This window comes from Cellulomonas sp. T2.31MG-18 (assembly GCF_964266755.1).
Taxonomy (GTDB): Bacteria; Actinomycetota; Actinomycetes; order Actinomycetales; family Cellulomonadaceae; genus Cellulomonas.
Genome location: NZ_CAXWGW010000002.1, coordinates 451,931 through 472,018 on the forward strand (window position 1 = coordinate 451,931; position 20,088 = coordinate 472,018).

General features: G+C 73.2%; 16 protein-coding genes. 10 read left to right on the forward strand and 6 right to left on the reverse strand.

All coding sequences use genetic code 11. The features are described 5' to 3' along the window. Window positions 1-91 precede the first annotated feature (91 nt). Window positions 92-1,036, forward strand: coding sequence for a BadF/BadG/BcrA/BcrD ATPase family protein (locus tag ACFQTY_RS09980; protein WP_378099912.1), 945 nt, complete (start codon window positions 92-94; stop codon window positions 1,034-1,036). Here the strand turns inward: ACFQTY_RS09980 and ACFQTY_RS09985 are convergent. The 3 genes from ACFQTY_RS09985 to ACFQTY_RS09995 all read right to left on the reverse strand — a co-directional run bounded on the left by ACFQTY_RS09985 (window position 1,029) and on the right by ACFQTY_RS09995 (window position 6,269). Continuing rightward, window positions 1,029-2,126 (reverse strand): ROK family protein, encoded by a 1,098-nt coding sequence (locus tag ACFQTY_RS09985; protein ID WP_378099914.1) that lies wholly within the window; start codon window positions 2,124-2,126, stop codon window positions 1,029-1,031. The genes ACFQTY_RS09980 and ACFQTY_RS09985 overlap by 8 nt on opposite strands. Before the next feature lie 103 nt (window positions 2,127-2,229). After that, window positions 2,230-5,319: an alpha-mannosidase gene (locus tag ACFQTY_RS09990; RefSeq protein WP_378099916.1), complete on the reverse strand. Its 3,090-nt coding sequence runs from the start codon at window positions 5,317-5,319 to the stop codon at window positions 2,230-2,232. Between the two features lie 116 nt (window positions 5,320-5,435). Continuing rightward, window positions 5,436-6,269: an IclR family transcriptional regulator gene (locus ACFQTY_RS09995; protein ID WP_378099918.1), complete on the reverse strand. Its 834-nt coding sequence runs from the start codon at window positions 6,267-6,269 to the stop codon at window positions 5,436-5,438. A 118-nt stretch (window positions 6,270-6,387) separates the two neighbouring features. Here ACFQTY_RS09995 and ACFQTY_RS10000 point away from each other — a divergent pair, with 118 nt between their 5' ends. The 4 genes from ACFQTY_RS10000 to kduI are packed head-to-tail and all read left to right on the forward strand — an operon-like array spanning window position 6,388 to window position 10,073. Continuing rightward, entirely contained in the window at window positions 6,388-7,530 is a 1,143-nt protein-coding gene (locus tag ACFQTY_RS10000; RefSeq protein WP_378099920.1) for a glycoside hydrolase family 105 protein, read from the forward strand. A gap of 13 nt (window positions 7,531-7,543) precedes the next feature. After that, window positions 7,544-8,434: a fumarylacetoacetate hydrolase family protein gene (locus ACFQTY_RS10005; RefSeq protein ID WP_378099922.1), complete on the forward strand. Its 891-nt coding sequence runs from the start codon at window positions 7,544-7,546 to the stop codon at window positions 8,432-8,434. After that, entirely contained in the window at window positions 8,434-9,198 is a 765-nt protein-coding gene (gene kduD, locus ACFQTY_RS10010) for a 2-dehydro-3-deoxy-D-gluconate 5-dehydrogenase KduD (RefSeq protein ID WP_378099924.1), read from the forward strand. The genes ACFQTY_RS10005 and kduD overlap by 1 nt, the downstream gene beginning before the upstream one ends. A gap of 47 nt (window positions 9,199-9,245) precedes the next feature. Next, complete coding sequence (gene kduI / locus ACFQTY_RS10015; RefSeq protein ID WP_378099927.1) at window positions 9,246-10,073, forward strand: 5-dehydro-4-deoxy-D-glucuronate isomerase; 828 nt, start codon at window positions 9,246-9,248, stop codon at window positions 10,071-10,073. Window positions 10,074-10,139: 66 nt separating this feature from the next. Here the strand turns inward: kduI and ACFQTY_RS10020 are convergent, their stop codons facing one another. From ACFQTY_RS10020 to ACFQTY_RS10030, 3 genes are all read right to left on the reverse strand, one after another. Beyond that, window positions 10,140-11,168, reverse strand: coding sequence for an SIS domain-containing protein (locus ACFQTY_RS10020; RefSeq protein ID WP_378099929.1), 1,029 nt, complete (start codon window positions 11,166-11,168; stop codon window positions 10,140-10,142). A 116-nt stretch (window positions 11,169-11,284) separates the two neighbouring features. Continuing rightward, window positions 11,285-12,334, reverse strand: coding sequence for a transaldolase family protein (locus tag ACFQTY_RS10025; RefSeq protein WP_378099931.1), 1,050 nt, complete (start codon window positions 12,332-12,334; stop codon window positions 11,285-11,287). Window positions 12,335-12,715: 381 nt separating this feature from the next. After that, window positions 12,716-13,453, reverse strand: coding sequence for a GntR family transcriptional regulator (locus tag ACFQTY_RS10030; RefSeq protein ID WP_378099933.1), 738 nt, complete (start codon window positions 13,451-13,453; stop codon window positions 12,716-12,718). Between the two features lie 232 nt (window positions 13,454-13,685). On the opposite strand from ACFQTY_RS10030, the gene iolC reads away from it, so the two are divergent. Genes iolC through ACFQTY_RS10055 form a run of 5 tightly spaced genes read left to right on the forward strand, consistent with a single transcriptional unit; the run spans window position 13,686 to window position 19,983 of the window. Next, the gene (gene iolC / locus ACFQTY_RS10035) at window positions 13,686-14,660 is read left to right on the forward strand and encodes a 5-dehydro-2-deoxygluconokinase (RefSeq protein WP_378099935.1); all 975 of its coding nucleotides are present in this window, start codon (window positions 13,686-13,688) and stop codon (window positions 14,658-14,660) included. Further along, window positions 14,657-15,553, forward strand: coding sequence for a deoxyribose-phosphate aldolase (locus ACFQTY_RS10040; RefSeq protein WP_378099937.1), 897 nt, complete (start codon window positions 14,657-14,659; stop codon window positions 15,551-15,553). The genes iolC and ACFQTY_RS10040 overlap by 4 nt, the downstream gene beginning before the upstream one ends. After that, window positions 15,550-16,497, forward strand: a complete 948-nt coding sequence (gene iolB / locus ACFQTY_RS10045) for a 5-deoxy-glucuronate isomerase (RefSeq protein WP_378099940.1) — start codon at window positions 15,550-15,552, stop codon at window positions 16,495-16,497. Before ACFQTY_RS10040 ends, iolB begins: the two co-directional genes overlap by 4 nt. Continuing rightward, complete coding sequence (iolD, locus tag ACFQTY_RS10050) at window positions 16,494-18,449, forward strand: 3D-(3,5/4)-trihydroxycyclohexane-1,2-dione acylhydrolase (decyclizing) (RefSeq protein ID WP_378099942.1); 1,956 nt, start codon at window positions 16,494-16,496, stop codon at window positions 18,447-18,449. Before iolB ends, iolD begins: the two co-directional genes overlap by 4 nt. A 34-nt stretch (window positions 18,450-18,483) precedes the next feature. After that, window positions 18,484-19,983: a CoA-acylating methylmalonate-semialdehyde dehydrogenase gene (locus tag ACFQTY_RS10055; protein ID WP_378099944.1), complete on the forward strand. Its 1,500-nt coding sequence runs from the start codon at window positions 18,484-18,486 to the stop codon at window positions 19,981-19,983. Window positions 19,984-20,088: the final 105 nt, after the last annotated feature.

The following is a 20,088-nucleotide window of genomic DNA, read 5'->3' on the forward strand; positions in this document are numbered from 1 at the left end:
ACCTGTGCTGGCGCGATTAGCCTCAGTCTGGTAGTTATGTGCAGCGATGGCAGCGTCATCACGGCACCCCACGAGGCGAGAGAGCAGGTCCATGGGCGATTCGCACCCCCTGGTGGCCATCGGCGTCGACGTCGGCGGGACGAAGACCCAGGTGATCACCGAGGACTCCGCCGGAGCCTGCGCCGACCTCGTCGTCCCGTCCGCGCGCTGGCGATCCGGCGCCCTGTTCTCCGACCCGGACAACCTGCACCGCCTGGTCGAGCTGGTCCAGGGCTGCGGCCAGGTGACCCCCCACTCGGTGCTCGTGGCCGGCATCCACGACTGCGACACCGACGAGCAGATGCGCCACGTCTCCGAGGTGCTCCGCACCGGCCTCGGGTGCCGGGTGACCGTGGTGAACGACGCCTACCTGCTCCGCTACGCCACGCACCACCGCGCGACGATCGAGATGATCGTCGGGACGGGCGCCATCGTCAGCGGCACGACCGCGGACGGGCGCCGCATCACCGCGGACGGGCACGGCTGGCCCGTCGGCGACCGCGGCAGTGCGCCGGACCTGGTGCACAGCGCGGTTCGCGCGACGCTGGAGGCCGCCGATCGCGGTGAGGACGACGGCGACGTGCTCTACCGGCGGGTCCGTGACGCCTTCGGGGTGGCGGGCGCCGCCGAGCTCGCCGCCCAGGCCCGTGCCGACCTGAGTCCGGCCGTCTGGGGCCGCCACGCGCGCGAGGTGTTCGCGGCGCTGGAGGACGGGTCGGCGACGGCACGAGCGATCGTCGACGAGGCCGCCCAGACGCTGGCCGAGGAGGTCGTGGGGCTGCGGGGCCGCGGCGCGACGGGGACCACGGTCGTCGTCGGCGGCGGCGTCATGGTGGGCCAGTCCGGCTACGAGGCTGCGCTGCGCGCCCACCTCGCCGAGCTCGAGCCGACGATCGACGTGGTGGTGGCCCGGACGCCTCCGGCCGCCGGGGCGCTCGCCCTCGCCCGAGAGCTCGCCGGTCAGGACCCGCAGGTCGGGGTCCGCTCCGTCAGGTGAGGTAGATCGACTCGCGAGCGCGGTCGATCGCGATCTGCGCGACCCCGGTCAGCGCGGCCTCGTCGCCGAGCTGGGACGCGATCAGGTTCGGCAGGAACGTGATCCGGCCGACCAGGCGCTGCCGGACCTGCTTCACCGAGTACTGCGGCTGCCGTGCCAGCTGTCCGGCGAGCACGATCACCTCGGGGTCGAGGACCGCGCTGAGGGCTGCGCACGCGATGCCGACGTAGTCGAAGACCTCGGCCGCCGCCCGGACCGCGTCGGCCTCTCCCGCCACCGCGGCGTCGAGCAGCGCGCCGACCGAGGGGCCGCTGGCCGTGGCGATCCGCGTCTCCAGGTCGCCCTGGAGGGTGTACAGGGCGTCGAAGGCCGACCGGTCGGCCAGCAGGAACCCGATCTCTCCGGCGGCGGAACGGTTGCCGCGCAGGATCTTGCCGCCGGAGACGATGCCCGCGCCGGCGCCGTTGCCGAGCACGAAGGCGACCAGGTGCTCCGACCCGACACCGGCGCCGCGGGACCACTCGCCGTAGCCGACGGCGTTCGCGTCGTTCTCGATCACGATCGGCAGCTCGTGCCGCGCGCGCAGGATGTCGCCGAGCGGAAGGTCGTACCACCCGAGCTCGACCGCGTTGCGCACCCGGCCCTCGGGGGTCGACACCGCCCCCGGCACCGAGACCCCGACGGCGAGGCACGGCTTGTTCAGCGTCCGCGCCTCCTCGAGCAGGTCCTCCGTCACCCGCAGCGTCGCCTGCACGCCACGGGGGGCCTCGCCGTCGCCGCACGGCACCTCCGGCGCCACGTAGACCACGCGACCGTCCAGGTCGACCAGCCGGCCACGCACGCCGGAGGCGGAGACCTCGACCGCGGCGACCACGCGACCCTCACCCGCGTGCCGGTAGAGCACGGCGGGACGTCCGCGCGCGGAGCGCTCGCTCCCGTCCGCCACGATCAGGCCCTCTGCGACGAGCGACGAGCAGAGCCGCTCCACGGTGGCCGAGCTGAGCCCGGTGTGCTCCTGGATGTCGCGGCGCGTCATCGGGCCCGAGGCGCGGATGGCGTCGAGCACCGCGGTCCGGTTGATCTTGGTCACGACCCGGGTCGTGGCGGTCTTCGGAGCCCCAGGCGCTGCCCCGTTGCGATTCGGCGCCACGACCGAAAACCCTACGGCATGAGGGGAAAGGGGCATCGATGCCTCATCGCCTGAACCGCAGCGTACGGATCTCGAACGGACGCAGCGTGAGCGGGACCTCGCCGGCTCCCGCCTCCAGCGCGGCCAGTGCCGCGGCCTCGGGGTGGTCCGGCATCGGCTCCTCGAGGAGGTCGGTCACGGTCACCGCGCGGAAGGGGAAGCGGACCTGCAGGCCCGCCCGCGCCCGCGTGCCGAGGGCCTCGTGGACGCGTACGACCACGTCCGGCCCGCCGTCGTCCGCCAGCTTCACGGCGGAGACGACGACGCACGGGTTGTCGCAGGTCACCAGCGGTGCCACCTCGTCCGCACCGGCGGCCGGTGCGGCGCCGACCTCGCGCAGCGGCAGGTTGAGCGCCCAGCCCTGAGCCCCGGCCCGGAGGAGGTCCGCGCCGAATGTCACGGCCACGCGGAAGGTGTGCTGGCCGAGGTCCGCGTCGGGATCGGGGTACCTCGGCGCTCGCAGCAGCGAGAGCCGGACGCGGGTGCCGACCCCACCGGCGTGCCGCACGCGGGCGATGTCGTGGCCGTAGGTGGCGTCGTTGGTCACCGCGACGCCGAAGTCCGGCTCGCCCACCTGGACCCACCGGTGCGCCGGAACCTCGAACTTCGCCGCGTCCCACGAGGTGTTGGCGTGGGTGGGACGACGGACGTAGCCGAACTGGGTCTCCGCGGCGGCGTCCGTGGTCTGCACGTCGAGCGCGAAGCCGAGCTTGAGCAGGGTGTGCCGCTCGTGCCAGTCCACCCGGGTCTCGACGTGCAGCGTCGGGTCGTCACCGGGGGCCAGGTGGAGGCGCTGCACCACCCGGCTGGCCCCGAAGCTCCGCTCGATCCGCAGTCCCGGCACCGGGCCGTCGTGGTCGACCTCCATCGACACCACGTCGACCAGGTCGCGACCGACCCGCTGGTAGTGCTCGTCGAGGTTCCACGCCTCGAAGTCGTTGGGGATGTCCCGGAACGTCTGCAGCAGGTTGCCGATATCACCCGGCGGGACCACCTCGCGGCCGGTCGCCAGGTGCACGGCTGACGTCACCAGACCGCGGGCGTCCACGCGGACCTGCAGGGCCTCGTTGCTCAGCAGCCAGCCGGTTCCGTCGGGCTCCAGGGTCGCCGGGGACGGCTCGGCCGGCACCCCGATGCCGCCCGCGGGCACCCCGAGGACGGGGTACGGCGACGCGTTGGCCACCCGACGCCGCGCAACGCCGGGCACCGGCTCTGCGGCCTCTCCGGCCTCTCCGGCACGCCCGGCCAGGGCGGTCGTCGCGGCGCCGATCAGCTGCTCGAGCTCGGCGGCGATCGCGGCGTAGGCCGCCTCGGCCTCGCGGTGCACCCACGCGATGGACGAGCCCGGCAGGATGTCGTGGAACTGCTGCAGCAGCGCCAGCCGCCAGATCCGCCGCAGCGCCTGGTGCGGGTAGGGCGCACCTGTCAGCACCGTCGCGGTGGTGGCCCACAGCTCGGCCTCGCGGAGCAGGTGCTCGCTGCGGCGGTTGCCCTGCTTGGTGCGGGCCTGGGAGGTGTAGGTGCCGCGGTGGAACTCCAGGTACATCTCCCCGACCCAGGTCGGCGCCCGGTCGGCGTACTCGGCGCGGGCCGTGGCGAAGAACCTCTCCGGCGTGCTCAGCTCGACGCGTGGCGACCCGTCGAGGTCGGCCGTGCGGCGGGCCTGCGCGACCATCTCGCGGGTGGGGCCGCCCCCGCCGTCACCGAAGCCGAACGCGGCGAGCGAGGTGCTGGACCCCTGCTTGTCGGCGAACTGGCGGGAGGCGCGGTCGAGCTGGGCGGCCACCAGGCGCGCGTTGTAGGTGTCCATCGGCGTGAAGTGCGTGAACAGCCGGGACCCGTCCAGCCCCTCCCACCAGAAGGTGTGGTGCGGGAACGGGTTGGTGTCGTTCCAGCACATCTTCTGGGCGAACAGGTCGCTGAACCCTGCGAGGCGGGCGATCTGCGGCAGCGCGGCGGTGTACCCGAACGAGTCCGGCAGCCAGGCGGTGGTGGGGACCACCCCGAGCTGCTCGCGGAAGTACCGCATGCCCTCGACGAACTGGCGCACCAGCGCCTCGCCGCCCACCAGGTTCGTGTCCGACTCGACCCACATCCCGCCGACCGGCACGATCCGGCCCTCGCGCACCCGCTGGGCCATCCGCTCGAACAGCTCCGGGGCCGACTCCTGCAGCCAGGCGTAGTGCTGGGCGGAGGAGAAGGCGAAGGTGACGTCCGGGTCGGTCTCCATCAGCGCCAGCACGTTCGCCACCGTCCGGGCCACCTTGCGGGCGGTCTCCCTGGTGGGCCACAGCCACGCCGAGTCGATGTGCGCGTGCCCGACGGCGTGGACGCGGTGCGCACTGGCCGGTGCCGGAGCGGCGAGCGCCGGGGCCAGCACCTCTCGTGCCAGGCCTGCCGACCCGGACACGTCCTGAGGATCGAGGGCGTCGCACGCCCGGGCCAGCGCCTCCACCAGCTGGGCGCGACGCGGCGACTCGGCAGGCAGCACCTCCGCCAGCCCGCGCAGCGTCTTGAGGTCCGCCACCAGCCCCTCGACCTCGGTGTCGACCAGCGCCACGTCGAGCGCGAGCAGCCGGTAGAGCTCGGTGCCGGGGACCGTCGCCAGGTCGCCCATCGCGGTCGGGGTGGTCCAGCTGCCGCGGTAGGCATCGGGGTTCGCCGCGGCCTCCAGGTACAGGTCCACCTCCGACCCGCCCTGCTGCGGCAGCGGGAGCCAGGCGTTGCGCGGCGAGATGCCCTTGAGCAGCCGGCCGTCCGGCGACCAGACGGCGCCCTCGGCCTGGAAGCCCGGCATCTGGTCGTTGAAGCCGAGGTCCACGACGAGCTCGAGGCGGGTGCCCGGCTCCGGCCAGTCCGCCGGGACACGTCCGGTCACGTGGAACCAGACGGTGCTCCACGCGCGGCCCCACGGAGCCCCGACGGGGTGTGGCACGTACTCCTCGGCGCGGGCCCGGGCGAAGGGGACCGGCTCGCCGGGCGCCGTCCAGCTCTCGGCGGAGAGCGGGTGCCGCGCCCGGTGCGCCGCAGGAGCGACCCAGTCGCGCAGCAGGCGGTCGACCCGCGCCAAGGTGGACTCGGTGGTCGGGTGCATCGGGTCTCCAGTCGTGGTCGGGCGGGGCCGGCGGGTTCGTCGAGCTGCCGAGGAGCGTGGGGCCCGTACCGACGTCTGGTCCACGTCCGGGCCGAGGGGAAGGAAGCCGGGGGGTCTCAGCCTCCGGCGGAGCCGTGGAGCGACGGCAGCAGCGAGAGCCCCTGCGGCAGCAGGGGCTCGACCTCACGCACGACCAGCCCCGCGAGCTCCTGCTGCCTGGCGTCCGTCATGCGGGCCTCCAACGCGGTGACCGACAGTGCCGCCACGGCGACCGTGCCCCGCATGATCGCGGTGCCGATGCACGCCACGTCGGGCTCGTTCTCGCCCAGCTCGACCGCATAGCCGCGTCCGCGAGCCTGGTGCACCGCCGTGCGCAGCCGCTCGAGGCTCACGCGGCGGCTGGCCGGCAGCTCGTTCAGGTAGCCGCCGAGGAGCTCGTCGGGAACGTTCCGCGCCGCGAGCAGCGCCCGTCCCATCGCGGTGGACGCGACGGGCACCAGCTGACCGACGGACGACGACACCCGGATGGACCGCTCCGGCTCGACCTTGTCGACGTAGAGCACCTGGTCGCCGGAGACCACGCCGAGGTGCACCAGCTCCTGCGCGGCACGGGACAGGGTCACCAGCGCCGGGTGCAGCGCCTGCGTGAGGTTCTGCGGGGAGTAGCTGCGGTCGCCCAGCTCGTAGGCGGCGGTACCCAGCCGGTAGAACCCGGTGGCGTCGTCCTGGTCGGCGAACCCGCGCAGCCGCAGCGTCGAGAGGGCCCGGTACGCCGTCGACTTGTTGACGTCGGCCTGCTCCGCCAGGTCGGCCAGGGACGCACCGGCGGGACCGACGCCGGCCAGCGCGTCGAGCAGGGCCAGTGCCCGGTCGACCGCCTCGATCACCGGCTTCTGCGCCATGGTCGTCTCCCGCTCGTCGGCTCGCTGCTCCCCGGTGGGACGTGGCACGAGGCCGGCCTGCGCCGGCTTGCCAAGTCGAGCACCACCCCACCAGACTAATGGGGCAGAGTGAAACATAACGTTTTTCTCAGTGAAACGCGATGCTGCGAGACGTCTGGAGACCCCGATGGACCAGGAGATCTGGCCGGTCCGGCACAGCCCCCTGCTGCGCGCCCCCGAGCGCCTGGTGTCCCGGGACGAGCTCCACGAGCTGGTGCGACGGCTCACCGCGAACCTGGTGAGCATCACGGACGAGACCGGTGAGTTCCTGCTCCGCCTCGACGACGGCCGTGCGATCGACACCAAGGGCTGGGCCGGCTGGGACTGGACCCACGGCATCGGCCTCTACGGCATGTGGCAGTACTACGACCAGACGGGCGACCCGGCGATGCGGGACGTGATCGACGACTGGTTCGCGGCGCGGCTCGCGGAGGGCACCACCAAGAACGTCAACACGATGGCGCCGTTCCTCACCTTGGCCTACCGGTACGAGGAGTCCGGCGACCGCACCCTGCTGCCGTGGCTGGAGTCCTGGGCCGAGTGGGCGATGCGGGAGATGCCGCGGACCCCGCACGGCGGGATGCAGCACGTCACGCTGTCCGTGGAGAACCACTGGCAGCTGTGGGACGACACCCTGATGATGACCGTGCTGCCGCTGACGAAGATCGGCCTGCTGCTGGGTCGTCGTGACTACGTCGACGAGGCCACGTTCCAGTTCCTCACCCACGTCGCCCACCTCTTCGACCGGGAGACCGGGCTCTGGTTCCACGGCTGGACCTTCGAGGGCCGGCACAGCTTCGCCCGGGCCCGCTGGGCGCGCGGCAACTCCTGGCTGACGATGGCGATCCCGGACTTCCTCGACCTGGTCGACCTGCCCACCGGCGATCCGGTACGCCGCTTCCTCGTCGAGGTGCTGGCGGCCCAGGTGGCCGCCCTCGCCGAGCTGCAGGACGAGTCGGGCCTCTGGCACACCCTCCTCGACGACCCCGGCTCGTACCTGGAGGCGTCCGCGAGCGCCGGGTTCGCCTACGGGATCCTCAAGGCGGTCCGCAAGGGCTACCTGCCGCGCGAGCACGGCGCCGTGGCGGAGCGGGCCGTCCGGGCGGTCATCGGGAACGTCTCCGCGGACGGCGAGCTCCAGCAGGTGTCGTTCGGCACCGGCATGGGCCCGGACCTGGACTTCTACCGCACCATCCCGCGCACCTCGATGCCCTACGGGCAGGCCATGGCGATCTTGTGCCTGGCGGAGTACCTGCGCACCTACTACTGAGCGGCCGCACCCGATGAGACTCGTGACCTTCTTCTTCGACGCCCGGCACGGCGCGGGAACTGCGGAGCACCCCGGCGCCGTCGTCGTCGCGCCGGACGGAACCGACCGGCTCCTCGACCTCGCAGAGGCGACCGCCGGCGCGACGCTCGCGCAGGTGCTCGCCGACGACGACGCCCTCGCCGCCGTCCGCTCCGCTGTCGCGGCCGCGGACCCCGCGACGCTGCCCGTGCTGGACCGTGAGCGCCTGGCACCGCCCGTGCGCCCCTCGAAGATCCTGTGCCTGGGCTACAACTACGCCGGGCACGCCGAGGCAGGCGTGGGAGAGCGGCCGGCGCACCCGAACGTGTTCGTCAAGACGCCGAACGTGCTGCGCGGCCCGGCGGAGGCCGTCGTGCTGCCCCGCGCGGCGACCGAGCCGGACTACGAGGGTGAGATCGCCGTCGTGATCGGCCGGCGGGCGTACCAGGTCGCCGAGGCGGACGCGATGGCGCACGTGGCCGGGTACACGCTGTTCGACGACGTGTCCGACCGCGACTGGCAGCGTCGGTCCTCCCAGTGGACCCTCGGCAAGTGCGTCGACGGGTTCGGCCCCCTCGGCCCCTGGGTCGTCACCACGGACGAGGTGCCGGACCTGGGCGGCCGCGACGTGGTGGTCGAGCGCAACGGTGTGGTGACCGTGCGGGCCAGCACCGACGCGATGGTGTTCCCCGTGGCGTTCCTGGTGCACCACCTGTCCCAGGTGATGACCCTCGAGCCCGGCGACGTCATCTCGACCGGCACGCCGGCCCGGTCGGACGAGGCCCAGGCCGCCCACACCGCCCTGACCGACGGGGACACGGTGACCGTGCGGGTCACCGGCCTCGGTGAGCTCACGACCACGTTCGTCACGGCGAAGGAGAGCTGATGATCCTCGACACGTTCCGCCTGGACGGCAAGGTCGCGCTGGTGACCGGCACGTCACGCGGACTGGGTCAGGCTGCCGCCGTGGCGCTCGCGGAGGCGGGAGCGGATGTCGCGCTCCTGGACCGCAGCCTCGCGCAGGAGACCGCGGAGAAGATCACGGCTCTCGGCCGGCGCGTGCACCTGGTCCGTCTCGACCTCGTCGCCGCGAAGCCCGAGGAGCTCGACGCCGCGGTCCAGTCCGTGGTCGACGCCCTTGGCCGCATCGACATCCTGGTGAACAACGCGGGCATCATCCGGCGGGCGCCGCTGCTGGAGCACCCGGCCTCCGACTGGGACGACGTCCTGACGGTCAACCTCGACGCGGTGTTCCACCTGTCACGGGCGGCCAGCCGCAGGTTCGTCGCGCAGGGTGGCGGGAAGATCATCAACGTCGCCTCGATGCTGTCGTTCCAGGGCGGGATCCTGGTGCCCGGGTACACCGCCAGCAAGCACGCGGTCGCGGGCCTCACCAAGGCGTTCGCCAACGAGCTCGCGGCGCGCGGCGTGAACGTCAACGCCGTCGCCCCGGGCTACATGGCCACCGACAACACCGCGCAGCTCCGGGCCGACGAGGCGCGCGAGCGCTCGATCGCCGATCGGATCCCCGCCGGACGGTGGGGCACCCCGGCCGACCTGCAGGGGGCGTTCGTGTTTCTCGCCTCGGCCGCGTCGGACTACCTGAACGGCGCCATCATCCCGGTCGACGGCGGCTGGCTCGTCCGTTGACCCCGTCGACCCCGTCGACCCCGCACCAGCAACCGGAGGACGCAGACATGGAACAGCGCTACGCGACGAGCCCCGACCAGCTCCCTGGGCTCACCACCGACGAGCTGCGCGAGCGGTTCCTGATCGAGCAGGTGTTCGTCCCCGGGCAGGTCACCGCGGTCTACACCCACCACGACCGGATCGTCCTCGGCGGAGCCGTCCCGGCCGGTCAGCGGCTGCCGCTGCCCGCCTTCCCCGAGCTCCGCGCCGAGTACTTCCTGGCCAACCGGGAGCTGGGCGTCGTCAACGTCGGCGGCCCCGGCAGGGTGACGGCCGACGGCGAGGTCTACGAGCTGACGCCGGGCGCCTGCCTCTACCTGGGCCGAGGCACCCGCGACGTCGTGTTCGAGGACGCCGGCGAGGAAGGGGCGCAGCTCTACCTGTTCAGCGCGCCCGCGCACACCACCTACCCCAACCGCCTGGCCCTGCCCGAGGACGGGACGGTGCGCGAGCTCGGCGACCAGGCCACCAGCAACCGGCGCACGCTCACCCAGTACATCCACGAGAACGGCATCCAGTCCTGCCAGGTGGTGATGGGGGTCACCCGCCTGCACCCCGGCTCGATGTGGAACACCATGCCGGCGCACACCCACGACCGGCGCACCGAGTGCTACCTGTACCTCGACGTGCCCGCCGACGCGCGCGTGATCCACCTCATGGGCGAGCCGACCGAGACGCGTCACCTGGTGGTCGCCGACCGCCAGGCCGTCATCTCCCCGTCGTGGTCGCTGCACTCGGGCGTCGGCACGGCGGCGTACTCGTTCGTCTGGGCCATGGCGGGGGAGAACAAGTCCTTCGACGACATGGACGCGGTGCCGCCGACCGCCCTGCGCTGAGCGCTGCTGCGGTCGGCGGTGGTGGGTGGGTCGACGAGCTCGTCTCCCACCCGCCCCGCCCCGCACTCATCGGGTGAGCGTGACCTTCTGCAGCCCGCGCGGGTGGTCCGGGTCCAGCCCGCGCCGCAGGGCCAGCTCGAGGGCGACCCGCTGGATCGGCAGGATCTCGAGCAGGGGTGCGAGATCGTCGGCGGGGCGTGGCACGACGCCACGGGCCCAGCCGTCGTCCACACCGTCGAGGCGGGCGTCGTCGAGGACGGTCACCACGCGGCCACCCTGGGCTGCGGCGGCGCGCGCGAACTCGAGCACCGAGTCCCGCGACCGCGCGCCGGCGGTCAGCGCCAGCACGGTGGTCCCCTCCACCACCTGGCCGAGGGGGCCGTGGGTCGCGTCCGCCGCGCTCCACCCGGACGCCGCGAGGGCGCAGGTCTCCATGAGCTTGAGCGCGCCTTCCTTGGCGGAGCCCATCGACAGGCCGCGACCGACGACCAGCACGCGGTCGGCCCGGTCGAGCGCCGCCGCGGCCGCGACCGCCTGCTCGTCCATGGCCGCCAGGACGGCGCGGGCGGAGGCGACGAGCGCGTCGACGTCGAGCTCCGGCCCCCTGCTCGCTCCCATCACCAGCTGGCGCAGCGCGAGCACCTCGCCGGTGTAGGTCTTCGTCGCCGCCACCGACCGCTCCGGTCCGGCGCCGACGTCGACGTGCACGTCCGCCAACCCCGCGAGCGCCGACGACGCGTCGTTGCTCACCGCGATCACCGGGACGCCACCGGCGCGCGCGTCCTCCACCGTCGCCAGCAGGTCCGGCGACTGACCGCTCTGCGACACCGCCACCATCACGGCCCGTGGGTAGGTGAGGTGCCCGGCGTCCTGGCTGATGGACGACGGGGTCGCCAGCATCGCGGGGATGCCCAGGCGGTGGTGCACCAGGTACTGCGCGTACTGGGCCGCGTGGTCGCTGGACCCGCGCGCCGCGAGCACGATCAGCTCGGGCCGCGCGTCGCGCAGCAGAGTGCTCGCCTGCTCGAGGGCGTCGTGCCCGGAGGTGAGAAGGTCCGACCACCGTCCCGGCTGCTCGGCGATCTCGGTGCGCATCAGCGCGCCCGGTCCCGTGGACGGCACCGGGTCGGCGGTGCCTGATGATGCTGAGGGCGTGCGGTCCATGGGGCGGCTCGCTTCGGTGGTCGTCGTGGACGGGGTCGCGGGGGTCGTCAGTCGGGGTCCGCCACCAGGACGTCGCGGACCAGCGTCGCCAGCCCGGCGTCCGCGGCCAGGAACTGCCGCAGCGTGCGGCGGGTGGCCCCGAACTCGGCGAACTCCTCGACGGTCATGCCGTCCGCGTCGTAGGCGCGGCGGAAGTCAGGGAGGAGCCGTCGCAGCTCGTCGACGATCGCGGGGTCCACGGGCGCGTCGATCCGCGAGGGCAGGTCGAGACCGTTCGCGTTGATGCGCGTCTGCCAGTCGAACGGCGGGGAGATCACGACGTCCCCACCGACCAGCTCGGAGAGGTGCAGGTGGTTCCGGAACGCGGCGGAGAGCAGCCGGGTGCGGTAGCCGCGTTCGGTGAAGATCGCGTGGGCCCGCTTGAACGCGGCCACTCCCGCCCAGTCCAGCGTTCCGGGGCCGACGAGCGTGCCCGCCCTGCTCGCCGTGTGCTTGAGCCAGTCGTCCAGCCGCCCGACCATGATGGTGGCGACCGGTCCCATCTGCTCGGTCGGCAGGCCTGCGGCCTCGCGCCGCGCCAGCCCCCGCTCGACGGCCTCCGCCACGGCGACCACCTGCGCCACGGTGAAGGACAGCGTCGCGTTGATGCTGACCCCTCGGAAGGTGACCTCCTCCATCGCCTCGATGCCGGCCGCGGTGGCGGGCAGCTTGACGATGATGTTGGGCGCCAGGGCGGAGAAGTGGTCGGCCTGGTCGGCGAGCGCCACGGCGTCACGGTGCAGCCGCGGGTCGGTCTGGATCGAGAGCCGGCCGTTGCGACCCCCGTGCTCCTCGAAGACGGGCTCGAGCAGGTGCGCGGCGTCGATGGAGAGCTCCTCGACGACGCGCCAGCCGATCTCCGACTCGCCGGCGGTCGGGCGTTCGTCGGCGAGCTCGCCGATGCGGGCGGTCCACCGCGGCAGGTCCGCCTTGATCGCGGCCAGGGCGATCACCGGGTTGCACGTCGCCCCCACCGCACCGAAGGTCATCGAGCGGCGCAGCTGCTCGGGGTCGGCCGAGTCGTTCCAGAGCGCCGTCTGCGGGAACGTCTGCGTCATGCGACCCAGGGGAGTGCTGGTGTCGACCGCGATCCGGTCGGGGGCGGTTCGGTCAGCGTCGGTCCGGTCAGGGGCGGTTCGGTCGGGGTCGGTCCAGTCACGGACGAGCTGGGCCATCGAGTCCTCCGGTGCGCTTGTCGGCTGGTCGGCGCGGGCGTCTCGCGGCATCCCGGTCGCGGGCCTCGTGCGCGGCCTCATCTCATGCCATCCCGGCGAGGCCTGTCAAGCATATGTCCGGACAAACAGACAACCTGGTTCCACGGACGTGGGTGCGCCGGACCGGACGGCGACCGGACGGCGACGGGCGCAGGCCCGGACGGCCACGGGCGCAGGGTCAAGCTGAGCCGGATCAGGCCCGACCGGGGAAGGGTGCCGAGACGCTCAGCGGGCGAAGAGCGTGGTCTCGAACGAGTACCGCGACGCGCGGTAGATGTGCTGACCGAACTCGACGGCGGCACCGGACTCGTCGAACGCGGTCCGCTCCATGGTGAGCAGCGCGGCGCGGGGCGTCTCTTCCAGCGCCCGGGCCTCGGCGGCGGTGGCGGCCCGCGCGCCGATGCGCTGGCGGGCGACCTGCGGCTTGACCCCGCGGGCGCGCAGGCAGTCGTAGAGCCCCTCGGCCTCGAGCTCGGCACGGGTCGGCGCGATGGCCATCGGCAGGAAGTTCGTCAGCAGGGCGAGCGGCTCGTCGTCGGCGCGGCGGAGCCGACGCACGCGCAGCACGTCGGTCCCCTCGGCCAGGCCCAGCGCCGCCGCCACCTCCGGTGACGCGGGCACCACCTCGTGCTCCAGCACCTCGGTGGTCGGCGACTTCCCGCTCTTGGAGAGGTCGTCGTACAGGCTGGTCAGGTCGACCGGCCGGCGGATCGTCGCGGGCGCGACGTGGGTGCCGGCCCCTCGCCTGCGGACGAGCTGGCCCTTGTCGACCAGCTCGCGCAGCGCCTGCCGGGCGGTCGGGCGCGAGATGCCGAGCCGGTTGGCCAGGGAGATCTCGTTCTCGAGGAGCTCCCCGGGAACCAGCCGGCCGTCGTCGATCGCGGCCTGGAGAGTCTGCGCGACCTGGTGGTACAGCGGGACCGGGCTGCTCCGGTCGAGGTCGATGCGCAGCGGCTGCGGCACGGTGTGCTCCTCCTCGCCCGGGCCCAGGGAGAGCTCGCACCGACGCGCGGCCGGTGGCTCTCGGTCAGGATAGCGGCTCGATGATCGAACGTTCAGACGACGATATGTCCGGACAAAGACTTGACGATGCGACCGGCACGGGTGCATCGTCGTGGCGATCGGTCCGCACGGCGTGGGCGGTCGCACGGGGGCGGGACGGAACCCGACGGTCCGGTGAGTGCGAGGAGGACGGGTGGCGCACAGCGAGCCCCCGCTGGACGTCCTCACGATCGGGCGGAGCGGTGTCGACCTGTACCCGCTCCAGACCGGCGTCGGTCTGGAGGACGTCACCACCTTCGGCAAGTTCCTCGGCGGCAGCCCCACCAACGTCGCGGTCGCGGCCGCCCGCCTCGGCCACCGCGTGGCCGTGCTGACAGGCGTCGGGGAGGACCCGTTCGGCCGCTTCGTCCGGCGTGCGATACGGGAGTTCGGGATCGACGACAGCCACGTCGTGGTGGTGCCCGACCTGCACACCCCGGTGACGTTCTGCGAGATCTTCCCGCCCGACCACTTCCCGCTGTGGTTCTACCGCGCGCCCACCGCGCCGGACCTGCAGCTGCGCCCGGAGGACGTCCCGCTCGACGCGGTCCGGGACGCCACGCTGCTGTGGATCACGGCGACCGGGCTGGCGGAGGAGCCCAGTCGCTCGGCGCACCTGACGGCGCTGGACGCCAGGGCCGGTCGCCGGTTCACTGCGCTCGACCTGGACTACCGCCCGTCCTTCTGGCCGGGCGAGCAGTCCGCCCACGAGGCGGTCCGCGAGGTGCTCGGACGCGTCACGGTGGCGGTCGGCAACCTCGAGGAGTGCCGCGTCGCGGTCGGCGAGACCGACCCCGACCGGGCCGCCGACGCTCTGCTGGACACCGGTGTCGAGCTCGCCGTCGTCAAGCAGGGTCCGGGTGGCGTGCTCGGCAAGACGCGAAGCGAACGGGTCGTCGTCGCGCCGACGCCGGTGCGGGTGGTGAACGGTCTGGGTGCGGGCGACGGCTTCGGCGGGGCGCTGTGCCACGGGCTGCTCGAGGGGTGGCCGCTGCGGCGCACCCTCGAGTTCGCCTCCGCCGCCGGGGCGATCGTCGCGTCCCGGCTGGAGTGCTCGAGCGCGATGCCGACCGAGGCGGAGGTCGACGCGCTTGTCGCGCAGGCCCGTGCGGCGGAGGCGGACCGGTGACGTCCCTCGACGAGCTCGTCTCGGTCCGCATGTCCGACCCGGCTCGGATCGCGGCACGCCTGGCGAGCAGGACGAGGTTCGCCGGGCTCGCGCCGGGGGAGCGGCTGCTGATCATCGCGGCCGACCACCCCGCCCGGGGTGCGCTCGCGGCGGGGCGGGACCCGGCCGCGATGGCCGACCGCTGGGACCTGCTGCAGCGGATCGTCGTCGCGCTCGGCCGGCCGGGGGTGCACGGGTTCCTGGGGACAGCGGACCTCGTCGAGGACCTCACCGTGCTCGGCGCCCTCGAGGGCAAGCTGGTGCTCGGGTCGATGAACCGCGGCGGGCTGGCCGGGACGGCTTTCGAGCTGGACGACCGGTTCACCGGCTACGACGCGCGCGGGATCGCCGAGGCGGGCCTCGACGGCGGCAAGATGCTGCTCCGGATCGACCCCGACGACCCGGCGTCGGTCGACACCCTCGAGGCCTGCGCGCGCGCCGTGGACGACCTCGCCGAACGGCAGCTGATCGCGCTGGTGGAGCCGTTCTGGTCGACCCGCGTCGACGGGAAGGTGCGCAACCGGCTGGATCCCGACCACGTCGTCCGTGCGATCACCATCGCCTCGGGCCTCGGCAGGACGTCGGCGTACACCTGGCTCAAGCTGCCGGTGGTGGCCGACATGGCGCGGGTTGCCGCGGCGTCGACCCTGCCCGCGCTCGTGCTGGGCGGCGAGGTCGCCGAGGACGCCGACGCCGCGGTGGCCGGCTGGGCGGCGGCGCTGCAGCAGCCGTCGGTCCGTGGCCTGGCGATCGGTCGGTCCCTGCTGTACCCCGCCGGGGGCGACGTCGCCGCCGCCGTCGACGCCGCGGTCTCCCTGCTCGCCACCCCGTCCCAGGAGGCGTCGACGCGATGACCGACACCGACCGCTACGTGCGCCGCGCGGCAGACCCCTCGGGCGGTGCGCCGATCACCGCCGTCACCCCGGAGTCCGCCGGCTGGGGGTACAGCGGCCTCGAGGTGCGCGAGCTGGGCGCCGGTGCGGCGTGGAGCCGTGAGCTCGCCGGCGAGGAGGCGGTGGTCCTGCCGCTGCGCGGCGGTGTGCACCTGCTGGTCACCGGGCCGGAGCCGGGCGAGGTGGACCTGGCCGGCCGTGCCGGCGTCTTCGCCGGTCCCTCCGACTTCGCCTACGTCCCGGTCGGCTCGCGCCTGACCGTCACCGCCGGTCCCGGCGGGGCACGGGTCGCCGTGGCCTCGTCGCGGGCCGAGCGCGTGCGACCGTTGCGCGTCGTGCCGCGCGACGAGGTGCGGATCGACCTTCGCGGTGCCGGGTCGTGCAGCCGCCAGGTGAACAACTACACGCTCGCGACCGATGTGGACGTCGACCACCTGCTGGTCTGCGAGGTGGTCACCCCCGGCGGGAACTGGTCGTCCTACCCGCCGCACAAGCACGACGAGCACTCCGAGTCCGAGCGGGTCCTCGAGGAGATCTACTACTTCGAGGTCGCCGACGGACCCGACGGGCCCGGGGTGGGCTACCACCGCACCTACGGCACGCCCGACCGCCCGATCGACGTCCTCGCCGAGGTGCGGACGGGCGACACCGCGCTGGTGCCGCACGGCTTCCACGGTCCGTGCATGGCCGCCCCCGGCTACGACCTGTACTACCTCAACGTGATGGCCGGTCCGTCCACCGACGGTCGGTGGCTAGCCGTCGACGACCCCGCGATGGCGTGGGTCCGCAGCACCTGGGCGGACCAGGCCGTCGACCCCCGGCTGCCGCGTGCCACCACCAGCCCCGCGCCCAGCCCCGTCCACGGCGTCCACGCCGACGCCCCGATCCACGAGGACCGCCGATGAACGCGACCGCCGATCCACCGAGCCCGCGGCCCGGCACGGTCCGGCTCACCGTCGGGCAGGCACTCGTCCGCTTCCTGGCGCACCAGTGGAGCGAGCGGGACGGCCACCGCCAGAAGCTGTTCGCCGGGTGCCTGGGCATCTTCGGGCACGGCAACGTCGCCGGGCTGGGCCAGGGCCTGCTGCAGGCGCACGCCGAGGCTGCCGACGCCGGCTACGGCCCGGGTTCGGCGCTGGGCGAGCACGGGCCCGACGAGCTGCCCTACCTGCTCGGCCGCAACGAGCAGGCGATGGTGCACACCGCGGTCGCCTACGCCCGCACCCGGGAGCGCCTGCAGACGTTCGCCGTCACCGCGTCGATCGGTCCCGGCTCGACCAACATGATCACAGGTGCCGCCCTCGCCACCGTGGACCACATCCCGGTGCTGCTGCTGCCCTCGGACGTGTTCGCCAACCGGATCCCGGACCCGGTCCTCCAGCAGCTCGAGCACCCGCTCGGTCCGGACGTCACGGTCAACGACGCGTTCCGCCCGGTCTCGCGGTTCTTCGACAGGATCTCGCGCCCCGAGCAGCTGCTCGCCTCCGCACCCCAGGCGATGCGCGTGCTCACCGACCCGGCCGAGACCGGGGCCGTCACGCTCGCGCTGCCGCAGGACGTGCAGGCGGAGGCGTTCGACTGGCCGGAGGAGTTCTTCGCCGACCGGGTCTGGTACGTCGCACGGCAACGCCCGGACGCGTCGGCGGTCGCCCGCGCCGCCGAGGTGATCAGGTCGGCCGAGCGGCCCCTGGTCGTGGCGGGGGGCGGGGTCGTCTACTCCGGCGCCTCGGAGCAGCTGCGCGCCTTCGCGACCGCGACCGGCATCCCGGTCGCCGACACCCAGGCCGGCAAGGGTGCGATCAGCTGGGACCACCCGCAGGCGGTGGGCGGCGTGGGCGCCACCGGCGCGGCATCCGCCAACGCGCTCGCCCTCGACGCCGACGTGGTGATCGGCATCGGCACGCGGTACACCGACTTCACGACGGCCAGCCACACCGTCTTCGGCAACCCGGGCGTCCGGTTCGTGAACCTCAACGTGGCCGCGTTCGACGCGGCCAAGCACGCCGCGACGATGGTCGTCGCCGACGCCCGCGAGGCGCTGGTCGAGCTGACCGCCGCCCTGGCGGGCTACCGGACGACGGACGCCTACCAGGCCCGGGCCGCCGCCGAGGTGGCGGCGTGGCAGCAGGTGACCGACGAGTGCTACCACCTCGGCCACGGGCCGCTGCCGGCCCAGACCGAGGTGTTCGGCGCGCTCAACGAGCTGATGGGCGACGACGACATCCTGATCAACGCGGCCGGGTCGATGCCCGGTGACCTGCAGTGCCTGTGGCGGGCCAGGACACCGGTCGGGTACCACCTGGAGTACGGCTACTCGTGCATGGGCTACGAGGTGCCGGCCGCGCTCGGCGCCAAGCTGGCGCGTCCCGAGTCGGAGGTCGTGGCGATCGTCGGCGACGGCGGCTACCAGATGATGCCGACCGAGATCGCGACGTTGGTGTCCGAGCGGGTCAAGGTGATCCTCGTCCTGCTGCAGAACCATGGCTTCGCGTCCATCGGGGCGCTGTCGGAGTCGCGTGGCTCGCAGCGGTTCGGCACCCGGTACCGGATGCGGAACCCGCAGACCGGGCTGCTCGACGGTGACCCGGTTCCGGTGGACCTCGTCAAGAACGCCGAGAGCCTCGGCGCCCGGGTGCTCGTCGCGCACGGCATCGACGACTTCCGGCGCGCGTACGCCGAGGCCGTCGCCTGCGACGTCACCACGGTGATCCACATCGAGACCGACCTGCTGGGTCCCAACCCTCCCGGCACGGCGTGGTGGGACGTGCCGGTCGCGGCGGTCTCCACCCTGGCCAGCACGCAGCGCGCGCGGGCCGAGTACGACGAGGCGCGCGTCCCGCAACGCCGCTACCTGTGACCCTCTCGACGGCAGTTCCGAGGAGTGAGCCCTGATGACGACCACCATCCCGCACTGGATCGACGGAGCGCCCTTCGTGGGTGACAACGCGACGGCGTCGCCGGTCTACAACCCCGCGACCGGTGACGTCGTCGCCGAGCTGGCGCTCGCCACCCCGGCGGACGTCGACCGCGTCGTCGCGAGCGCCGCCGCCGCGTTCACGGCCTGGTCGCAGGTGCCCCTCGGCAAGCGCAGCGCGATCCTGTTCCGCTTCCGCGAGCTCCTCGTCGAGCACACCGACGAGCTGGCGGCAATCGTCACCCGTGAGCACGGGAAGGTGATCTCGGACGCCAAGGGCGAGATCGCCCGCGGCCTGGAGGTCGTCGAGTTCGCGTGCGGCATCCCGCAGCTGCTCAAGGGCGAGTTCTCGGAGCAGGCGGCGACCGGCATCGACGTGTACTCCTTCCGCCAGCCCGTCGGCGTGGTCGCGGGGATCACGCCGTTCAACTTCCCGGTGATGATCCCGCTGTGGATGAGCCCCGTCGCGATCGCGACCGGCAACACGTTCATCCTCAAGCCGCCGGACCGTGACCCGAGCGCCGCCATGCTCATCGCCGAGCTGTGGAAGGAGGCGGGTCTGCCGGACGGCGTCTTCAGCGTGGTGCACGGCACCCCGGACGTGGTCGGCCGCCTGCTGACCCACCCCGACGTGGCCGCGGTGTCGTTCGTCGGCTCGACGCCGACGGCGAAGCACATCTACAAGACCGCGATCGAGCACGGCAAGCGGTGCCAGGCGCTCGGCGCGGCGAAGAACCACGGCATCGTGCTCGCCGACGCCGACCTGGAGAACGCGGCGAACAGCCTGGTCGCCGCCGCGTTCGGCGCCGCCGGTGAACGGTGCATGGCGCTGCCCGTCGCGCTGGTGCAGCAGGAGGTCGCCGACGAGCTGATCGCCCTGGTGGCCGACCGCGCCCGAGCGGTCCGGGTGCTCCCGGGCGACCACCCCGACTCCGACATGGGGCCGATCATCTCCGCGCAGTCCAAGGCCCGGATCACGTCGCTGATCGACTCGGCCGAGGCCGAGGGGGCGAAGATCCTGGTCGACGGCCGGGACACGGTCGTCCCCGGGTCCGAGGGCGGCTGGTTCCTCGGCCCGACGGTGATCGACGGCGTCCACCCGGAGATGACGATCAACCGGCAGGAGGTCTTCGGGCCGGTCCTGGAGGTGATCCGGATCTCGGGTCTGGAGGAGGGCATCGCGCTGATCAACGCGAACCCGTACGGCAACGGCACTGCGCTGTTCACGTCGTCGGGCGAGGCGGCCAGGACCTTCAAGCGAGCGGTGCAGGTGGGCATGGTGGGGATCAACGTGCCGATCCCGGTGCCCGTCGCCTGGCACTCGTTCGGCGGCTGGAAGGACTCGCTGATCGGCGAGAGCCACATGTACGGGCCGGAGGGCGTCCGGTTCTTCACACGCGCCAAGGTGGTCACCGAGCGCTGGCTGCCGCAGCCCGACGCGGTGTCGTTCCACTTCTCGGGAGATGCGCAGAAGTAGCGCGGGTGCAGACCTAAATGTAAGGACAATTGCTTGACAGGTCATGTCCGCCGGCGCCACGATGGGCGCCGTGCAGGACGCGTCGCCCCGACCCGCACCCACCCC